Origin of the sequence: Thiocystis minor (assembly GCF_016653465.1) — a bacterium.
GTDB lineage: Bacteria > Pseudomonadota > Gammaproteobacteria > Chromatiales > Chromatiaceae > Chromatium > Chromatium minus.
The window spans coordinates 1-16,164 of record NZ_NHSQ01000123.1 but is presented as its reverse complement, the minus strand read 5'-3'; the positions used below and the strand labels follow the sequence as shown (position 1 = coordinate 16,164).

The 16,164-nt window shown below is 60.3% G+C and carries 17 protein-coding genes and 2 pseudogenes; 3 read left to right on the top strand and 16 right to left on the bottom strand.

Annotation, left to right across the window (positions count from 1 at the left end; translation table 11 throughout):
* Positions 1 to 96 precede the first annotated feature (96 nt).
* The gene (gene ubiT, locus CCR95_RS17135; RefSeq protein ID WP_201096539.1) at positions 97 to 561 is read right to left on the bottom strand and encodes a ubiquinone anaerobic biosynthesis accessory factor UbiT; all 465 of its coding nucleotides are present in this window, start codon (positions 559 to 561) and stop codon (positions 97 to 99) included.
* 134 nt (positions 562 to 695) lie between these two features.
* Entirely contained in the window at positions 696 to 959 is a 264-nt protein-coding gene (locus CCR95_RS17130; RefSeq protein ID WP_242523310.1) for a zinc ribbon domain-containing protein, read from the bottom strand.
* Positions 960 to 1,074: 115 nt separating this feature from the next.
* On the opposite strand from CCR95_RS17130, the gene CCR95_RS17125 reads away from it, so the two are divergent.
* The gene (locus CCR95_RS17125) at positions 1,075 to 2,022 is read left to right on the top strand and encodes a DUF808 domain-containing protein (RefSeq protein ID WP_201096527.1); all 948 of its coding nucleotides are present in this window, start codon (positions 1,075 to 1,077) and stop codon (positions 2,020 to 2,022) included.
* Positions 2,023 to 2,048: 26 nt separating this feature from the next.
* Here CCR95_RS17125 and CCR95_RS17120 read toward each other — a convergent pair whose 3' ends face one another.
* From CCR95_RS17120 to CCR95_RS17070, 10 genes and pseudogenes are all read right to left on the bottom strand, one after another.
* Positions 2,049 to 3,119 carry an OmpA family protein gene (locus CCR95_RS17120; RefSeq protein ID WP_201096525.1) on the bottom strand — a complete coding sequence of 357 codons (1,071 nt, stop codon included), beginning with the start codon at positions 3,117 to 3,119 and terminating at the stop codon, positions 2,049 to 2,051.
* A 143-nt stretch (positions 3,120 to 3,262) separates the two neighbouring features.
* The gene (locus CCR95_RS17115; RefSeq protein WP_201096524.1) at positions 3,263 to 3,754 is read right to left on the bottom strand and encodes a hypothetical protein; all 492 of its coding nucleotides are present in this window, start codon (positions 3,752 to 3,754) and stop codon (positions 3,263 to 3,265) included.
* Positions 3,755 to 3,862: 108 nt separating this feature from the next.
* Positions 3,863 to 4,162, bottom strand: coding sequence for a DUF4160 domain-containing protein (locus CCR95_RS17110; RefSeq protein WP_201096521.1), 300 nt, complete (start codon positions 4,160 to 4,162; stop codon positions 3,863 to 3,865).
* Positions 4,163 to 4,173: 11 nt separating this feature from the next.
* Positions 4,174 to 5,040: an addiction module toxin RelE gene (locus CCR95_RS17105; RefSeq protein ID WP_242523305.1), complete on the bottom strand. Its 867-nt coding sequence runs from the start codon at positions 5,038 to 5,040 to the stop codon at positions 4,174 to 4,176.
* A 50-nt stretch (positions 5,041 to 5,090) separates the two neighbouring features.
* Positions 5,091 to 6,377, bottom strand: coding sequence for an MFS transporter (locus tag CCR95_RS17095; protein WP_338115421.1), 1,287 nt, complete (start codon positions 6,375 to 6,377; stop codon positions 5,091 to 5,093).
* Positions 6,378 to 6,449: 72 nt separating this feature from the next.
* The gene (locus CCR95_RS17090) at positions 6,450 to 6,641 is read right to left on the bottom strand and encodes a DUF3593 domain-containing protein (protein WP_338115420.1); all 192 of its coding nucleotides are present in this window, start codon (positions 6,639 to 6,641) and stop codon (positions 6,450 to 6,452) included.
* Positions 6,625 to 8,610 (bottom strand): methyl-accepting chemotaxis protein, encoded by a 1,986-nt coding sequence (locus CCR95_RS17085; RefSeq protein ID WP_201096520.1) that lies wholly within the window; start codon positions 8,608 to 8,610, stop codon positions 6,625 to 6,627. The genes CCR95_RS17090 and CCR95_RS17085 overlap by 17 nt, the downstream gene beginning before the upstream one ends.
* A gap of 117 nt (positions 8,611 to 8,727) precedes the next feature.
* Positions 8,728 to 8,907 (bottom strand): hypothetical protein, encoded by a 180-nt coding sequence (locus tag CCR95_RS17080; protein WP_201096517.1) that lies wholly within the window; start codon positions 8,905 to 8,907, stop codon positions 8,728 to 8,730.
* Positions 8,891 to 9,085, bottom strand: a complete 195-nt coding sequence (locus CCR95_RS17075; protein WP_201096515.1) for a hypothetical protein — start codon at positions 9,083 to 9,085, stop codon at positions 8,891 to 8,893. Before CCR95_RS17075 ends, CCR95_RS17080 begins: the two co-directional genes overlap by 17 nt.
* Positions 9,086 to 9,313: 228 nt before the next feature.
* A pseudogene (locus tag CCR95_RS17070) lies at positions 9,314 to 9,490 on the bottom strand (transposase); the annotation flags it as partial.
* Between the two features lie 528 nt (positions 9,491 to 10,018).
* Here CCR95_RS17070 and CCR95_RS17065 point away from each other — a divergent pair.
* Both CCR95_RS17065 and CCR95_RS17060 read left to right on the top strand, forming a co-directional pair.
* On the top strand, positions 10,019 to 10,516 hold the full coding sequence (locus tag CCR95_RS17065) for a hypothetical protein (protein ID WP_201096506.1): 498 nt from the start codon (positions 10,019 to 10,021) through the stop codon (positions 10,514 to 10,516).
* Between the two features lie 315 nt (positions 10,517 to 10,831).
* The gene (locus CCR95_RS17060) at positions 10,832 to 11,554 is read left to right on the top strand and encodes a hypothetical protein (protein WP_201096504.1); all 723 of its coding nucleotides are present in this window, start codon (positions 10,832 to 10,834) and stop codon (positions 11,552 to 11,554) included.
* A 92-nt stretch (positions 11,555 to 11,646) separates the two neighbouring features.
* On the opposite strand, the gene CCR95_RS17055 is transcribed toward CCR95_RS17060, so the two are convergent.
* The 4 genes and pseudogenes from CCR95_RS17055 to CCR95_RS17045 all read right to left on the bottom strand — a co-directional run.
* Positions 11,647 to 12,270, bottom strand: a complete 624-nt coding sequence (locus tag CCR95_RS17055; protein WP_201096503.1) for a LuxR C-terminal-related transcriptional regulator — start codon at positions 12,268 to 12,270, stop codon at positions 11,647 to 11,649.
* A gap of 583 nt (positions 12,271 to 12,853) precedes the next feature.
* The gene (locus tag CCR95_RS26140) at positions 12,854 to 13,957 is read right to left on the bottom strand and encodes a LuxR C-terminal-related transcriptional regulator (RefSeq protein ID WP_201096501.1); all 1,104 of its coding nucleotides are present in this window, start codon (positions 13,955 to 13,957) and stop codon (positions 12,854 to 12,856) included.
* 150 nt (positions 13,958 to 14,107) lie between these two features.
* Positions 14,108 to 14,443, bottom strand: coding sequence for a group II intron maturase-specific domain-containing protein (locus CCR95_RS25485; protein WP_242523308.1), 336 nt, complete (start codon positions 14,441 to 14,443; stop codon positions 14,108 to 14,110).
* A 21-nt stretch (positions 14,444 to 14,464) separates the two neighbouring features.
* Positions 14,465 to 15,382 (bottom strand): annotated as a pseudogene (locus tag CCR95_RS17045) (reverse transcriptase domain-containing protein); the annotation flags it as partial.
* Between the last annotated feature and the right edge of the window lie 782 nt (positions 15,383 to 16,164).

Sequence of the window (16,164 nt, the reverse complement as noted above, 5' to 3'; positions counted from 1 at the left end):
ACGGGGATGGACGAGACACCCATCCCCTAGTGTTTTTGTGGTTAATGCGTTCCTTTCACTCGGCATCGCGCCGATCCGGATCGGCGCGATGGCGGATCAACGGCCGGGAAAGCGGAGACTCGCCATGCGATCCAGTGCCCGAGTCAATGGCGCCCAGCGCGCGGGCGGCTCGAAGGCATCGAAAAAATTCTTCAGATACAGACCCAGTTCGGTATCGCCGGACATCCTCAGCCGACGTTGAAAAAAGAGCGTATCCGCATCCTCGCGCCGCGCGGCAAGCAGCAGAAACTCCCGCAGACCGCCCGCGATGCTGGCATCGGCCTTGGCCTCGTTGCCATATCCCCGGATGCGCCCATCGGCGAGCCCAAGCAGATAACGTACCCCGATATCATCGATCTCGATCGCGACCCGGCGCCCCTGCAGAAAATCCAGTTCGCCCTCTAGCAGGGCTTCTTTCATCACCTGATTGAGCATCGTCGCCAGCACCCGGCTGTGCATGACACTCGGCATGAGCCGCAAGGGGAAGGTCAAGGGATAAAGAAAACGTGGTGGAGCGGACATAGCGGGTCTCGTTCGGATCATCCAACAAAATAACCGGGAATTTTCCACGCTCTCCCTGCTCGGCACAAGCGAATCCAGCATTTGATGCCTCCCGGCTTCAGCCGAGAGATTCCCGGCCCTCGTAGGGACGTCGTCTAACGAGATTGGCATCCCAATCCGACATTGAGGATGTTTCGCGCCGCGTTGATGTCGCGGTCGTGCGTTGCTCCACAGCCGAAGCACACCCAATGTCTCACGGCAAGCCCGGCCAACCCTTGCGGGGCGCTGTCGGGAATCGTCCCGCAGCCGGAACAGATTTGCGTGCTGTACGCTTCGTTGATCTCGACAAACACCGCTGAGTCGGGTATGGAAAGGCCATTACTGACCCATCCCCCCCTAAGAATCCGAACCGAGAGCATTTTGGTCTGTGTTTCCATGCACGATAGAATACGAGATCCTCGCCCTAAAAGGGCGGGGCTTGTCGTTATGGTCAAATATGCCTTTTCGTTCATAAAGACAGGAAGTAAGGACACCATGGCAACCAGCCTGCTTGCATTGATTGACGATATCGCGACCGTTCTGGACGACGTGTCTCTTTTGACCAAGGTCGCGGCCAGAAAGACCGCCAGCGTCTTGGGCGACGACCTCGCGCTGAATGCCGAGCAGGTGCAGGGAGTCCGGGCCGAGCGGGAACTGCCTGTCGTCTGGGCCGTGTTCAAGGGATCGCTGATCAACAAACTCATTCTGGTACCGACTGCGCTCGCGATCAGCCTGCTCGCGCCCTGGGCGATCCTACCGTTATTGATGGTCGGCGGGCTTTATCTCTGTTACGAAGGCGTTGAAAAGGTCGCGCACAAATTTCTGCATTCCGGGGCCGAAACCAACGCCCGCCACGCCGAACTGACCGCCGCGCTCGTGGATCCCGGGACGGATCTGATGACGCTGGAGCGAGACAAGATCGCCGGCGCGGTCAGAACGGATTTCATCCTGTCCGCCGAGATCATCGTCATCACGCTCGGAACCGTCGAAGCGGCTCCGCTCCTGACCCAGATTCTGGTGCTGAGCGGCATTGCCCTGCTGATGACCGTCGGCGTCTATGGCCTGGTCGCGGGGATCGTCAAGCTCGACGATGCCGGACTCGCCCTAAGCCGCCGAGACGGCGAAGGGTTTTTCAGGCGTTGGCAACGCGCCTTCGGGCGCGGCATTCTGCGCACGGCGCCGTTACTCATGAAGGGCCTCTCCATCGCGGGCACCATCGCGATGTTTCTGGTCGGCGGCGGAATCCTGGTGCATGGAATCCCCGGCCTGCATGACTGGATCCATCATCTGAGCCAAGGTCTGGCCAATTTTCCGGGAGCCGTCGGCGGCTTGGCCGCGATCGCTCCACTCTCAATCACCGCCCTGGTTGGCGTCATCGCCGGCGCGGCCGTGCTGGCTGTCGTCAGCCTGGCGAGAGGATTGCGGATGGCGCTGTCGAGATAGGATTAAGATTGATGTAGTCCGTGACTTCAATACTGCACTAACTCCACCCGCCGATTCTGCGCGCGTCCCTCCTCCGTCTGATTCGACGCCAACGGGGCCGCAAATGACACGCCCACCGGCAACAGCCGCGCGTTGTCGACGTCATGGTCGCGGACCAGAGCCGTGACGACCGCTTCGGCGCGCCGCTGGGAGAGGGCCCGGTTGTACTCGAAGGTGCCGGCCATGTCCGTATGCCCGACCACCAGCAGCTTGAGATCCGGGTTTGCGGTCAGCAGCGCGGCGATTTCCGTCAGGGCCGGTGCCGATTCTGCTTTCACTACGGCCTGATCGAAGTCGAACAGGATGCCGTAGAGGGCAATGCGCCCGGTGGTGGCGATGGCGCGCGCCATCGCGGCCGCGTCGACCTTGACCATCTTCTGCTCACGCCCTTGGGACTCGACGATATCCACCACGGCGACCGTGCGCCCGTCGAGCGCCTTGCAAGAGGAACCCACCTTCAGGGTGTAGGTGAGCACCGAGACGTGGGCCTGCTGCTCCGGCAGTTCGGCTGCCAAGTAGCGCTGGTCCTTGATCCGCTCCGTCAGCGCGCAGTTTCCATTGGAAAAGGCGGGGTCGTTGATCCGCTCCTCGGGGTACAACACCATCGCGAGGCTCATCTCGCCGCCACCCCCGCTGCTCGAACGGCCTGGGTCTCCTCCGCACGCCTCGCCCTTGCAGGCGAACAGCACCTGACCCCCTAGCGCCTCGATCTCGTCCTGGTAATTGCGCACGATCTCCAGGGGCGAGCGACCCGCCGGGACGACATAGACCAAGCGGGTGGTCCGCCCCTCCAACGCCAGACTCTGCTCCGGCGCAAACCAATGGTTGTTATGCTGATCGCGCCGTTCTTTGTCCGTGTCTTCCTTGAGCGGCCCTGTTGGCAGAACGAATTCGTCGAAGGCTTTGCCGTCATGGGCAACGATGAACGATCCCTCATAGCGCTTCAGCAGCGGGTTGTCCTGGGTGCCCTCCAGATCCTTGGTGGGAAGGGTGGCGTCTGACCAAGCGCCAGCGGCGCACAAGGAGAGGCTCAGCGTGATCAGGATGGTACGAAGCATGGTCACAACTCCTCGCGCAGATGGTGGATCGAAACGGTCGATGAACGCGGCGAATCAAACGCCGGCGATCCTCGCCTTGCGCCGCGCCGGCCGAGGCGCCCTCAGGGTCAAACGCCTCGCGCGCGGGATTTAGATCGTTGGAACTAGAGCTTGGCGAGGATCTGTCTGGCCAGCGCTTCCTCCTGAGCGCGCGAGGCGCCGGAGGGAATAAGCACCGAGGTGCTCCCTTTGAGCACCACGAGGGTGTTGCTGGCAACCTGTTGGGTACCCGCGGCACAGAAATACGCCGCCTCTCCCAGGCCCGAGACATCGGTCACGGGCACGCCAGCCTGGACGAACGACTGTTTGCTGGCCGCAAAACCTTCGGCATCGGTCCCGGCGTCGAAGTTGATGATGACCGTGCGAGAGTTGTTGCCGAGGCCATAACTGCAACTCGTGACGGCGTAGGCGGTCCCTGGAAATTCGATCCCGGCGACGGGCGCGAGCAGACCGGTCAAGCCGAGGGTCGCGCCGACCTCGCTGGCCGGGGCCAGATCACACGATAGATTGTGGTCGCCAGAGGAATCGCTGCAACCACTAGCGCCCAAGCTAAGTGCGAGGGCATACACGGCCACCCGCGTTATTATCTGCAACATGGTTCTCGTCCTCGGAGGGTGACGCGTGACCGGAAAATCAGAACGCCAACGCGTAGGGCAAGCATCGACCGGATGCGCGAAAAGAACAGATGCTAACCTTGGCCGTGATTAGAGACAACTCGTGAAAATGGCTACGTCTTCGCGATGCCTTTGTACGAGATCATGAATTCGGCGCCTCTCTGCGTGGTTGAAACCTCCGCTTCTCTGTAGTCTTCTCGGATCTAGCCAGAATTTACAGACCTCGTCGTCTCTTTCCACATGGCAGAATTTACAGACCTCGTCGTCTCTTTCCACATGGCAGAATTTACAGACCTCGTCGTCTCTTTCCACATGGATGTGCGGTGGTTCATCTCGATCACCCGCGTAGATAAAGAATCTGTACGGATCTACTCGGAGAACTGTTGGCATCTACCTTCAAGTCATTTTCGCTTGTCGTCCGCGATGCTCAATGTGACTCCGGATTCCAAGCCTTTTCTGACGATCCGCCCCACGCTGGCGAGGTGGAGGCCGAAATGCCGGGCGATTTCCCGATAGCTATAGGCGCCGGTCGCGTAAGCGGCACGGATCGCGGTGTCGCGATCGGCATCCCGTTCGGCGATCTCCTCCAACGCGAGAGCCGGCGCACGGCGCTGGATCCTGGGCACCGATAGCACATCCCCACGAATGTGCGCCTTGGCCTGCATCCGTTCCACGAAGTCCGCATCGCCCAGATAAACCTGCTGGCGAAGATTGTTCCAAAGATCGCCCGCGCCGCGCCCCTCGCTCACGAAGCGTCGGTACTCGTCGCAAGCCTCCTCGCGCGTCTCGCCGAACTGGCGCAGCAATCCGTCCACCGCCAGCCAGCTCGGCACGGAGACCTCGCCGACCATGGCCCGGTAGCTGCTCCACGGCCACTCCTCCGGTGACCGGACCATGCCGGCACGGACCGGATTGAGCACCACATAGCGAGTCAGCTCCAGCAGGTAGGCATCCCTGTCGATCAGAATCCCCTTGAATCGCCCCTGAAAGAGATGGCCGACCCGCCGATGCCGCCGGTTCGACGCCTGGGTGTAGACGCCGTTCAACTGACGCATCCCCTTCGAGCGCCTCAGCCATTGCTCGCGCCTGTCTTGCCGCTCGGTGTCCAACGGCAGCAGATTGGCCAGTTCCACCGTGTTCGGGGTTTGGCCTTCGATCATCGCACCGACCGCCAGCGCCAGCTGACTGACCACCGTCTTGCGCAGGTTCGGATGCACTTCGCCCAGTCCGCGTGCCACTTCATCAGCCAACCGTTTGACGCTTCCCATGATCCTCAATCATCTCAACATCGCTTCGCGGATTCGAGTGTCACCGCCTGTCAGCGCGCGGGCCGCATCGTCAAGACCATGGCGCCACCCGCCAGCAGGATGGCCGCGACCACCACTAGTCCGGCGCCGTACCCCGCCGTGACTTGCTTGAACCACCCCATCAAGTACGGCCCCAGAAAACCGCCGACGTTGCCCAGCGAATTGATCAGCGCAATTCCAGCCGCTGCCGCCGCGCCACGGAGAAACGAGGTCGCCAGCGCCCAGAACGGCCCCATGACGCCCCACACGCCGACCGCCGCCAGGGAAAAGGCTAGCAGCGCGAGCGGTAGGTGGTGGGCGCTCGCCGCCAGGAGCGCCCCGACCGCCGCCAAGGCCAGTGAGCCGGCGACATGCCAGCGGCGCTCCTCGTGCCGGTCGGAATGCCACCCGATCAGCACCATCCCCGCCGCCGCCGCCAGAAATGGCAGAGCATTGAGCAGGCCCAGAACGAACTCATCGACGCGGGTCAGCGCCCGCAGCATCTGCGGTAGCCACAAGGCGATGCCATACATGCCAATGACCATGCACAGGTAGACCATACCCAGCAGCCACACGCGCGGATGCGTCAGCGCCTCGCCCAGCGTTTGCCGGGACTGCGCGTGGGCGGTGTCCCGCTCCCGTTGCAGGGTGTGCGTCAACCAGGCGCATTCGTCCGCGGGCAGCCAGCGGGCCTGGTCGGGGCGATCAGGCAGCTTGAACAGCACGACCAGGCCCAGCAGCACCGCCGGCAACCCCTCCAACACGAACAGCCAGTGCCAGCCACGCCAACCCCACCATCCGTCCAGTTCCAGAAGGGCACCGGACAGCGGACTGCCGATGACCCCGGCGAGCGCGGTGGCGGTGGCGAACAGGGCGACCGCCCGCGCCCGTTCGCATGCCGGAAACCAGCCGGTCAGATAGAGGATGATGCCGGGAAAGAAACCGGCCTCCGCCACCCCGAGCAGAAAGCGCAGCACATAAAAGCTCATTTCCCCCTGGGTCAAGGCCATCGCCATCGAAATCAGACCCCAGCTCACCAGGATCCGGGCGATCCAGATCCGCGGACCGATGCGTTGCAGGAGGAGGTTGCTGGGAATCTCGAACAGTACGTAGCCAAGGAAGAACAGCCCGGCGCCAGTGCCATAGGCCACCGCGCTCAACCCCAGATCCTGGTTCATCTGCAGGGCCGCAAAGCTGATGTTGATCCGGTCGAGATAGGCGACGAGATAGAGCAGGCCGAGAAAGGGGATCAGCCGCCAGGTGAGACGACGGATGGTTTGCTGGGCCAGGGGATGCGGGGCGTGCATGGGTTCGGTCACGAGAGCGTCCAGTCTACGTTGAGGTGAATTCGATGTCCGGCGATTCCCATGCGCCGAGGTCTTGGATCGCGATCACCCCGCCGCCGCTGGCCGGCCGAACCCTCTGATCCGCAAGAACACGCCCAGCGCGACCAGGAAATTGCTCACCGACAGCAGACTTTCGCTCGCGCCATGCAGCAGATCCGCGTGTGACAGACTCGGCAAGCCCTGCGTAAGCGTCGCGATCCGGGTACTGACGATCTCCTTTTTACACGCCGTCGACACCCCGAAACCGGGAGACCAACCCATTGAGTTTGCTGGCGAGTTCCGCTAGTCCCTGAACGCCCGCCTGCGCCAGCAGAATGTCCTGATCGTTCTTCCTGGCGAAGGTGCCCATGCTGTCGACGTTGTCGGAGAGCGCCTGACTGGTGGCGGCTTGCTGATGCGCTTGCTGGGTGACGGTAGAGACCCGACTCAGCATCTCCTCCGCGTGCAGACGAATCGTTTCGATGGCCGTCGATGCCTCCCGCGACAGGGCGACGCCACGACTCATCTGCGCCGAGGTCACCCCCACCGTTTTCACGGCTTGGGCGCTTTCCTGCTGGATGGTGTGGATCGTCTCGGTGACTTCGCTGGTGGCCTGGGCCGTCCGATTGGCCAGTTTGCGCACCTCGTCGGCGACCACCGCGAAGCCGCGCCCCTGCTCCCCGGCGCGCGCGGCCTCGATGGCCGCATTCAATGCCAGCAGATTGGTCTGCTCGGCGATCTCGCGAATGACATTGACGATGGTGCCGATCTCGCGCGAGCGATCGTCCAGCCGTTGGACGCCGGCGGCCACCGACTGCATGGTGTGGTCGATCTGTCCGATGTCCTCGGCGGTGCGATTGACGGTGTTGGCGGCGCTCGCGGTCAACTGCCCCGTGTTCCGCGCGAGTTCCTGTACTTGCTCCGACTGTTGGGCGACCGCGACGATGGACTGGGCGATGTCGTCCATCTCCCGTTGCATCTGGCCCGCCGCCTCAAGCTGTTGTTGCGAATGCTGGACCACCGCCTCGGTCGCGGCAATGAGTGCCTGGGTCGTGGCGTCCAGGTGGCGACTTTCCCGAGCGATGGCCAGCACCAGTTCGCGCAGACGCGCCATGAAGGTATTGAAGGCCGTCCCGATGACGCCGATTTCGTCCTGGCGGACGACGGCTAATTGCTGGGTGACATCGCCCTCCCAATTGGACAGGGTGTGCGCCAGCGTCTTCAAGGGACGCAGCAACCGGGTGAGCAGTGGCCAGATCACGGCGGCCAGGATCAGTAACCCCACGCCGCCGATCAAGGCGGTGAGCCAGGTCATCCGGCGCGCCTCGACCAAGGCCGCGTCCACGGGAAAGGTGAGCAGTAACGCCCAGGTATTCTGCGCTTTGCCCGGCTTGATCGGGCGCACCAGCGACATCGAACCGGCACCATCGACAAACTCGTAAGGCCGTCCCTGTTGGATCGCCGCCAGCGCTTCCGCCGGCAGGTCGTGCGCCGCCTGTCCCAGCCGGGCGCTGTCGGGGTGGCTGGCGTACAGGCCCGCGTTGGACAGCAGGCTGGCTTGGCCGGAACCGAATGGCCGCACCTCGGCCAGGATGCTCTGAAGTGCCTGGAGCGGATAATCCGCGCCGACCGCCCCCAGGAAACGCCCCTCGCTGAGAATCGGCACCATCAGCGAGACCATCATGATCGGGCGTCCACCGATGGGAAACGCATAGGGCTCGCTCGCCCAGGGTTGACGGGTTTGCTTGGGGATGTTGTACCAATCCGCGGTTTCATACTCCGTGACTGGCTCCACGGCGACCGATCCGCCCGCACGGTTCCAATACGGGATGTAACGACCGCTCTGATCGTTTTCCGGCGCGACGCCGACAAATTCGCTGTCGCGTCCGTCGAAAGCATTCGGCTCCCAGTAGGAACCCAGGCCGATGAGTTGCGGATTGGCTTCGAGCACCGCTTGATTGACCGCCGAGGCAACGGCGCGCTCGGGCTGCCGCTGGTGGATGGCGAACACCGCCAGGGCCAGCGATTCCGCCACGGCGTAGGAATGCGCGAACTCGGCCTCGATCCGGTTGGCGTAGGTATCGCCCATGTCGCGCGCCAGCGCCAAGGCTTGCTCGCGAGCGTTGTTCTGCGCGAGCGTGGCAATGGTGCCGAAGGCGAGCAGAAACATCAGTCCGCTCCCGCCGAGCATCCAGAAAAAGAGTCGAGCACGTAATGATTTGATCAACAGAGCGCTCCTTTAGTGTTGGGTCTTTGCGAAGATGGACTCACGGACGGAGACGAGCATTTTCAACGCGAATCGGCGCCCGCGACTCCGCCAACACGGCGTCAATTGCGCGCCCCTTCATCGCAATGAAAGCCAACAACTGCGGCGGGCTTTTCCGGCAACGATCTCGATGGTGCCAGCGGACACCTCCCGCTTGAGCATGCCTTGCTCATGCAGCCAACCGCGCTCGCGTAGCGCGGGATCGATCAGTTCGGCGCGGGTGTCCGCCTCGTTGCGATCGTCAGTCGGTTGAGCCATCGTGAATCCATCCCTGTTGATTGGCTTTCAACGCAAGCTGGCGACCATGATAGTCCCGAATCATCGCCTCCCGCATATTCGACAGGCTGCGATGCTGCTGCTCGGCGGCTTGGCGTCGCGCGACCTTGGTGGCGGGACAGAGGCGGATGGTCAGGGTCTCGGTCTTGAGGGCGTGCATCGTGCGCGGCGCGATCCGGTTTCGCTTGTCGTGCAACGATGGTACAGCAACGCCGCGTCCACAGGTAGAACGTTACGGGGTGGTAGGCGCCAATGTCCATGATCGCCGTTTAGTGTCTTCGACGCTGGCCACGCTCATGTTCCCGCGCCCCCAGCCAACGCCCGATACCGCTCAGCATCTGTGCTTGGACAAGGGCGACGATTACCCCCGTGTGGAAGTGGAAGTGCCGAGGTGGTAGTGGTTCGTCATCAGACAATAGGCGTGACAGAGCCAGTTGAACCGCTCGACGACCTCCGCCAGCACCTCGTGAAAGGTCTCGCGGTCCCGATCGTCATCGTAAATCGGCTCACGCCGATCACCGCGCGCCGTGATGTGATACAGCGCGCCGGCAAATTCGAGTTGGATGAGCTGACGGGCGCCACGGCGCACCAACTCCTCCAACGGCAGACTCAGCTCGTCCAGGACCGGTGTGGACAGCGGGCTTGCACCGCTGGTCTGCTTGCTCGTATCGTCGCTCATGGCGCACCTCTTCGTTGCTGGCGTGTGTTGTGACAACCACATTGTCCGCAACGGTGCGCCGCCTTCCAAGACCCCCGATCAGCTTTCGCTCATACACCAGATCCGAGCATAGCTCGGCACCGGATGCCTGCTCTCTACTTTACCCTTTTCCGGAGTCCGTATTTTCCATGACACAAGATCAGTATTTTTAACGACTGGAACCAGTAGTGAGCCTGAGATACAAATAGATTCGGTGGTTATCTAGGAGTGGCCCACCGGCGGAATGGCGTACTGCATATCGGCTCTTTACAGATGAATGCAAGCAGATCTATTTCAACCAGTCGCAAGAGTATGAGGCTGCGCCTGCATCTTCACTCTAGGCAAACAACTATGGCAGCCTGGCCAGCAATAATCGCGAAAAACGCAAGAGGAAACATGACGACTCGATCCACTATCAGCATGATAGGCATGTGTTTAACGGCGGCTGCGATCTCGATGATCGGGGTCAGTTCCGCATTGGCGGGTGATGTGAAATACTATCCGGGTTCAATGTGCGTGAGGGTGTTCGGCGGGACTCCAGGCTATAATTATGGTTCTATCAGAAATACCTCAACCACCTCTGATATGTTTGTGGACTGTCCTGCGGTGCACGATTCGGCAGCGATCAGTTCCGGATATATGAATGTCACTGACAGACATTACAGTCTTAATGTCAATTGCAGCTTGTTCTCCGCCTATGCGTTAGGTACTAAAAAATATTATAACTACAAGAGTAAAAGCTCCAGCGGATCGAATGCTGATGCGCAGGGTCTTAGCTTCGGGTCTGTTGTTACCGCCCCTTATTCGCACTATTATTTCAGTTGCACTATCCCGCGGACCTACAGCGGTCAGGCTTCTGAAATTCACACTTATAGCGTAAATGAAGTTCCCTAGGCTGGCCAAGCCTGGCGGTTTTAAGAGACCTCGTCCAAGAGGTTCAACGCCAGCCGGGCTGTTCCCTTTCCCGTGCCAAGGATGGCGTCACACCCTGTTCTTGTGCGTAGCCATAAATATGCCGGTCAAACCTCATCACATCGGTTGCCGGGTGAATGCGGTCCGATCCTGAACTCTTCCTTGGGTCACTCATCACGCGCAAATCAATTCCTTACAAGGCATTGACTTTATTGATTTCACAGTTCATTCCTGGTTTCACCATGATAGGTCCCGCAAGCGAGCGGGATCTCTGATCTGTTTCTGAGGATGCAAGCAATGAGTCAGGTGATTAAACAGCAACGCGTCATTACGGCCGTCCTGATCGGTGCAACGGCGCTTGTAGGCGGTTTTATCTACTTCAGGATCAACGCTCCTGCCCTGGAATCCGTTACCGCGCAAGAAACTGATACTCAAACCTTGGATCTTGAGCAACTCGGGCGTCTGAGGGGCGAGATCGATCGTCTCAAATCGGAAAGATTGGAAACAGGACGTGAACTGCGTGCGATGAACAATGAGCTCTCCTCGATCAAGTCTCAGCTTTCCGCGATACCTCGAGACGTGGAAACGAGTGGCGCCAATGCAAGCATGACTGGCGAGCCGGACGTTGATGCCGCGAGTCAGGATCCGGAGCAGGCGGCGCTGCAAGCCGAAGAGCAGATCCGATATCAGACCGCCTTGATTCAAACGGCCTTTGATAAGGAGGAGCAGGATCCGAAATGGGCTCAATCCGCGGAGTTGGCGTTGAACGATCATTTTCAGGGCGGCGAGGTCGGCTCCTTGTCGTTCGACTCCATGGCCTGTCGCGCAACGCTGTGTCGAGTGGAGGTTTCGCCAGCCAACGCGCAAGTCGATACAATGGCCTTCGAGCAGGATTACAGCAAACTCAACCACCTGACCCCTTGGCCCAGCGAGGGATTCGGCTGGATCGATACCAGCGATCAGGGGGCGCCCCAAGCGGTGCTCTATATCGTTCGGGAAGGATATAGCCTGCCTCAGTGACGAATCCGTCCCCGTCCACGGCGATAAGCGTTGTTTTTGCTATGGATCGACCCCGACAGATTGGACGATTGTCGAGGTTGATGCGGTGTATCTCAGATCACTCCAGCGTGAACGGCGTACCGGACAATATCCGCGAGCTTCCGCGCCCCGACTTTCTTCATGAGCCGTGCTCGGTAGGTATCGACCGTCCGAGGGCTGATATTGATCATCCGCGAGATGCCCTTGGTGCTGTTTCCCAGCGCGATCAGCCGCATCACTTCAAGTTCCCGGGTCGACAGGTCCATGCCGCCCATCGCTGCTGGCGTGTTGGTTAATCGTCTTTTCTGAACGGCAGGGCTATAGAAGAAGCCTTGGGCGGCGACGATCCGGATCGCCGTGGCGAGTTCCTCGAATCTGGCATTCTTCAGCACATAACCCGTGATACCCACTTGTTCGGCCTGCAGGACGTCATAGGAGTCGTCGTTGATCATCAGCAGAATGATGCGCGTATCGAGGCCGCTCTCCCGCATGCGCTCCGCTATATCGAGGGAGTGTGGCTCGGACAGGGTCAGATCGAGAATCGCGACATCCGGCTGTAAATCTCCAATGAGTTCCCAGGCGTCTGTTCCACTCGTCGCCTGCCCAATCAGTTCAAACTCGCTCTTTGTTGCAAGCATGAGCGCCAAACCTTCTTGAAACAGTGTTTGATCATTGGCAATAACGATCTTGATTGGCATCGTTCTCCCCGTCCGCGGCTCGTTTAAGGTGTCATGAGTTCGGTTGAATCGTCTCGAAGAGGCACAGTGTCCCTGGCAATCTGTCGGCCTTGATCCTGGGATGCCCGATACGATGAGTCACTGCTGTCCGATCAAGCGCGAAATCAACTTTCCGCGGTCGCTTTCCGGTGCTGGATTGGCTTCCGGAAAGGCACTTGGCGCCTTTATGTGTTCGAGGTGCTTGGGTCGATACCGCCACACCCAACTGATTTGGGTGATGTTAACCTTCTCGTGTTTGCTTAAATCCCCCCCGACAGGGGGATATTTTGCGATGCCCTAAAGCCTGTCCCGAGTGAGAGGCAAGCTGTTCGAGTGAGTCCAAGAGTTGGTGCGCTCTCGTTACTAGGCATGGGTTCAGTTTAAAAATATTTTATTTATCAATTACTTGAATCGTATCAGCCTCAATGGCCGTCGACGCGGTCAGGTCCTCAGTTCCAAGTCGAAGAACGCTGGCGACTTCACTTGGCAGGGTTCTGCTGCGCCGAGGATGGCGGATCAGCACCGGAGCGGTCACGTTCAGCAGACGGTGTTGATCCCGGCTGAGTCAATCCTCGGTCGGACCGAGCAGGGCCAACAACAGATCCCGCTTGCTCCCGACCTTGAGCCGGGCATAAAGAGAGCGGGTGTAGTGAATCACCGAGGCGGGCTTGATGCCGAGCAGGGCAGCGATCTCTCCGGTGGTTCGACCCCGTACCAGCCACAGGCACACGTCGCGTTCTCGCGGGGCGAGGGATAGGAAGCGCGGTGAGCGGAACAGCCGCAGACTGGTGGGGATCTGTCGCTCGATGTGCAGGGCCACCTGCGGCGTCTGGCCTTCGAAGAAGGTCTCCAGGCAGTAGGCGCGCAGCTTGAATCTGCCGTATGGGTTGAGCACGACCAGAAGAGGTGGCTCGACTCCCCTCCCGCGCAGGCTGCTGAGCACAGTGTCAACCAGACGTTTGGCCAACGCATCGACCGCTAGTCGGGCGTCTCGCCGCCCGGTTGCGCCAACCCCCGCGGCCTGCTGCAGCAGCCGATAACCGGTCGAGCAGGAGGCGACCAGGTGTCCATTCTCGTCGAGCACCAGCGCACCTCGATCGCTGCCGTGCCAATCGGTTATCTCCTGTCCCTCCTGGAACGGCCCTGGATATGCCAGGGCGTGGGCAATCCAGGGTTCGGCGCGGACGAGCACGGCTTCGTCAGCAGCGCTGAAATCGCGCGTCCCGTTAGGACGTGCAAAGGACAGTGAGGCAATTGGACTCCTGTCGTCGAGCAGATGCATCTGAGCAACCCAGTGCACGCCATGCGGCTGCCCGAAGCGATGATAGAACTCCGTGCTGTGCATCTGTTTTGGCGAGACGAGCTGGCTATGACGCAAGACCCGGTAGCCGCGTGAGAATGCCACCGCGGCTGTGATGACCGCCCCATCACCGCGTGGATTCTCGGTGAAATATTCGGCAAGCTCCTCGGTGAATGAAGGCGGCATGTCGGTCGTAAACAGGACATCCGCGATGCCCAGACGCTCGTCGAGAAAGACCGCCTGGGCCGTCTCAAAGCCAATCAGGGTGTCGATGACGGCGCAGAGATCAAGAAACAGTGCGCGTCCCGGGAATCCTAAACAGGCAAGCTGGCGTAGCGCGATAAGGGAGCTGGCGGATCTTGTGGTCACGCAACATTCCTTGAATCATAAAAGTAATATCGCGGTAGGACGGCCAGTTGCCCGACCGCCCCCGCACAGATCCCCGCATGCGGAACTACCGCACGGGGCTCTTCAAAGTGACTCGCTTCGCACATCAGGCGACACTGGATGTGCGGATGCTCAGAAGTCATGGCAAATACGTGGTCGTTCGAGCCCGAAAACCTTGAGCAATTCCGCGAACCCCGCCCAATTGTAGCTTCGCCGCTGACTGCGGCGATTGAGCATCCGGAAGAGAATCCGCCTCATCTGATCGTCAAAGTCATCCAGGCTGTCGAAATTCCCGCGGAGTCCGTAGTATTGGTAATACCCTCGCAGCTTGGCATTCAGCTTCGCAAAGAGGATCGCTTTCGGCAGTCGACAATGCTGGCGGCACCACGCCTGGAAATTGGTCAGGGCCGCACGGTACTTCTTGCGTGCGGTGCGACGCTTGAGCACAGGTTTGCGCCAGCGTCCCATCCCCCATCGAAACTCGAATCCCAGGAATTCAAAGGCGCCGCTCGCCTTCCATTCATGCGGACTGAACCGGATCAGGTTCGTTTTCTCCGCCGCCACCTCCAAGCTAAAGGTCTCCAGCCGTTTTCCAAGCACACGATAGAAGCGCTCAGCGTCGGCTTGACGCTCAAAGGCACAGACAAAATCGTCCGCATACCGACACAGATACACCGCCCCTTGACAGTGCGCTTTGACGGTTTCCTCAACCCACAGATCCAGGGCATGATGAAGATAGATGTTGGCAAGGATGGGTGAAACACTCCCGCCCTGCGGTGAACCTTCCTCGGGATGATTCACCCTTCCATCCGGCTCCAGAATGCCCGCTTTCAACCATTTGCGTATGAGCCTCAGAAAGGCTTTGTCGTCGATTCGCCGCGCCAATCATTCGATCAACTTGTCGTGATCGATCCGGTCGAAAAAGGCACGGATGTCCGCCTCGACCAGGTAGTGGTAACGACCACTTCGCAGGGCCGCACTCAGCGCTTTGACCGCATCCAAAGCTCCCACTCCGGGGCGATATCCATCACTGCCATCGAGAAAGTCCGCTTCGTAGATGGCTTCCAGGATCTTGCTGACTCCACTCTGCAGCAGTTTGTCTGCTGTTGCCGGGATCCCCAACGGCCGCAATTTCCCATTGGGTTTGGGGATATATCTCCTGAGCACCAACTTGGCCCGATACCATCCCCCTCGCACCGCCGCCACCAGTCTTTCAATATTGCCCCGGAGGTTCTCCTGGTCGCTTCTGGCGTCTTCGCGGTCGACACCGCTCGCCGCACGCAGGTTGACGAAGCGCCAACACCACAGCAGAAACTCCACCGTCAGCAGGCCAAAGAGGTTACGGAATCGATACGCCTGGTCCGATGCCGCCTTGTTCGCTATCCCCTGCAGGGAGGTTGGCTTCATGGCCCGGCCCGTCGTGTCCGGATGAAGTGTCCTTTGCAGGCTACGTCACTCTGCCGACCCCTTCCCCAGGTACGCGGCTTTCCCGCGCTCAGAGTACGATGAATCGGTCTGACTCCCCACCCACTTCCGGCCTCCCTTCCTTCTCGGTCGGGATGACTTCCCCGGTCGGCTGGCTTCAGGATTCGGTCTAATTCCGTGTCCGGGTTTCCCCTGACGTGTCTCATTAACCGCTTGCCATACCTTGACCGCCGGGAGCCGATGGGGCCTCCCAAGTTCTCGACGCTTCTCTTCTTGCATGCCAGGCGCTCGGACCCCGACAGACCCTCGGGAATCTCGCCGTGACGCGACCTTAGGACGACGTTTGTGTTCTCTGTTCGCTGCCTGGTTTCCCGGCAGTGCCACCCCATCTCGTCCATCATCGCGTCGTCTCGATTCCTCTGTATTGGCTTCCAGGACGTTAACACTGTCGCCGTCTGCATCTATACCTTTGACGAGGCTGTAATCGCTTCAGGGCGGTGCGTTCGCCCCTCTGGCCTACAAGATTCTCTGTGTACGCTTCGTCTGTGTTGTTCACGTTCGCTCCAGTGTCCATACCGGCACGCCGCTGTCCGTCACAGACGCAACACTCGATACGGGTGGGTGGCTAGCCCTTACCCCATCCCATTACACACAACTTTCCGTGTCCGGCATCTCCCTGGCCTATTTGATCCCGGCGGCGAAGTCCATGATGCGCTGCATGCCCAGCCAGATCGTCTTCAAACCGGGCTCGCCATCGCCCTTGC

Coding starts and splice junctions, on each gene's coding strand:
- CCR95_RS17130 (WP_242523310.1), bottom strand. CDS start 959: ATGCTCTCGGTTCGGATTCTTAGGGGGGGATGGGTCAGTAATGGCCTT.
- CCR95_RS17075 (WP_201096515.1), bottom strand. CDS start 9,085: ATGCACGCCCTCAAGACCGAGACCCTGACCATCCGCCTCTGTCCCGCC.
- CCR95_RS17060 (WP_201096504.1), top strand. CDS start 10,832: ATGAGTCAGGTGATTAAACAGCAACGCGTCATTACGGCCGTCCTGATC.
- CCR95_RS17120 (WP_201096525.1), bottom strand. CDS start 3,119: ATGCTTCGTACCATCCTGATCACGCTGAGCCTCTCCTTGTGCGCCGCT.
- CCR95_RS17055 (WP_201096503.1), bottom strand. CDS start 12,270: ATGCCAATCAAGATCGTTATTGCCAATGATCAAACACTGTTTCAAGAA.
- CCR95_RS17105 (WP_242523305.1), bottom strand. CDS start 5,040: ATGGGAAGCGTCAAACGGTTGGCTGATGAAGTGGCACGCGGACTGGGC.
- CCR95_RS17065 (WP_201096506.1), top strand. CDS start 10,019: ATGACGACTCGATCCACTATCAGCATGATAGGCATGTGTTTAACGGCG.
- ubiT (WP_201096539.1), bottom strand. CDS start 561: ATGTCCGCTCCACCACGTTTTCTTTATCCCTTGACCTTCCCCTTGCGG.
- CCR95_RS17080 (WP_201096517.1), bottom strand. CDS start 8,907: ATGGCTCAACCGACTGACGATCGCAACGAGGCGGACACCCGCGCCGAA.
- CCR95_RS17125 (WP_201096527.1), top strand. CDS start 1,075: ATGGCAACCAGCCTGCTTGCATTGATTGACGATATCGCGACCGTTCTG.
- CCR95_RS25485 (WP_242523308.1), bottom strand. CDS start 14,443: ATGGGACGCTGGCGCAAACCTGTGCTCAAGCGTCGCACCGCACGCAAG.
- CCR95_RS17110 (WP_201096521.1), bottom strand. CDS start 4,162: ATGCCAACAGTTCTCCGAGTAGATCCGTACAGATTCTTTATCTACGCG.
- CCR95_RS17115 (WP_201096524.1), bottom strand. CDS start 3,754: ATGTTGCAGATAATAACGCGGGTGGCCGTGTATGCCCTCGCACTTAGC.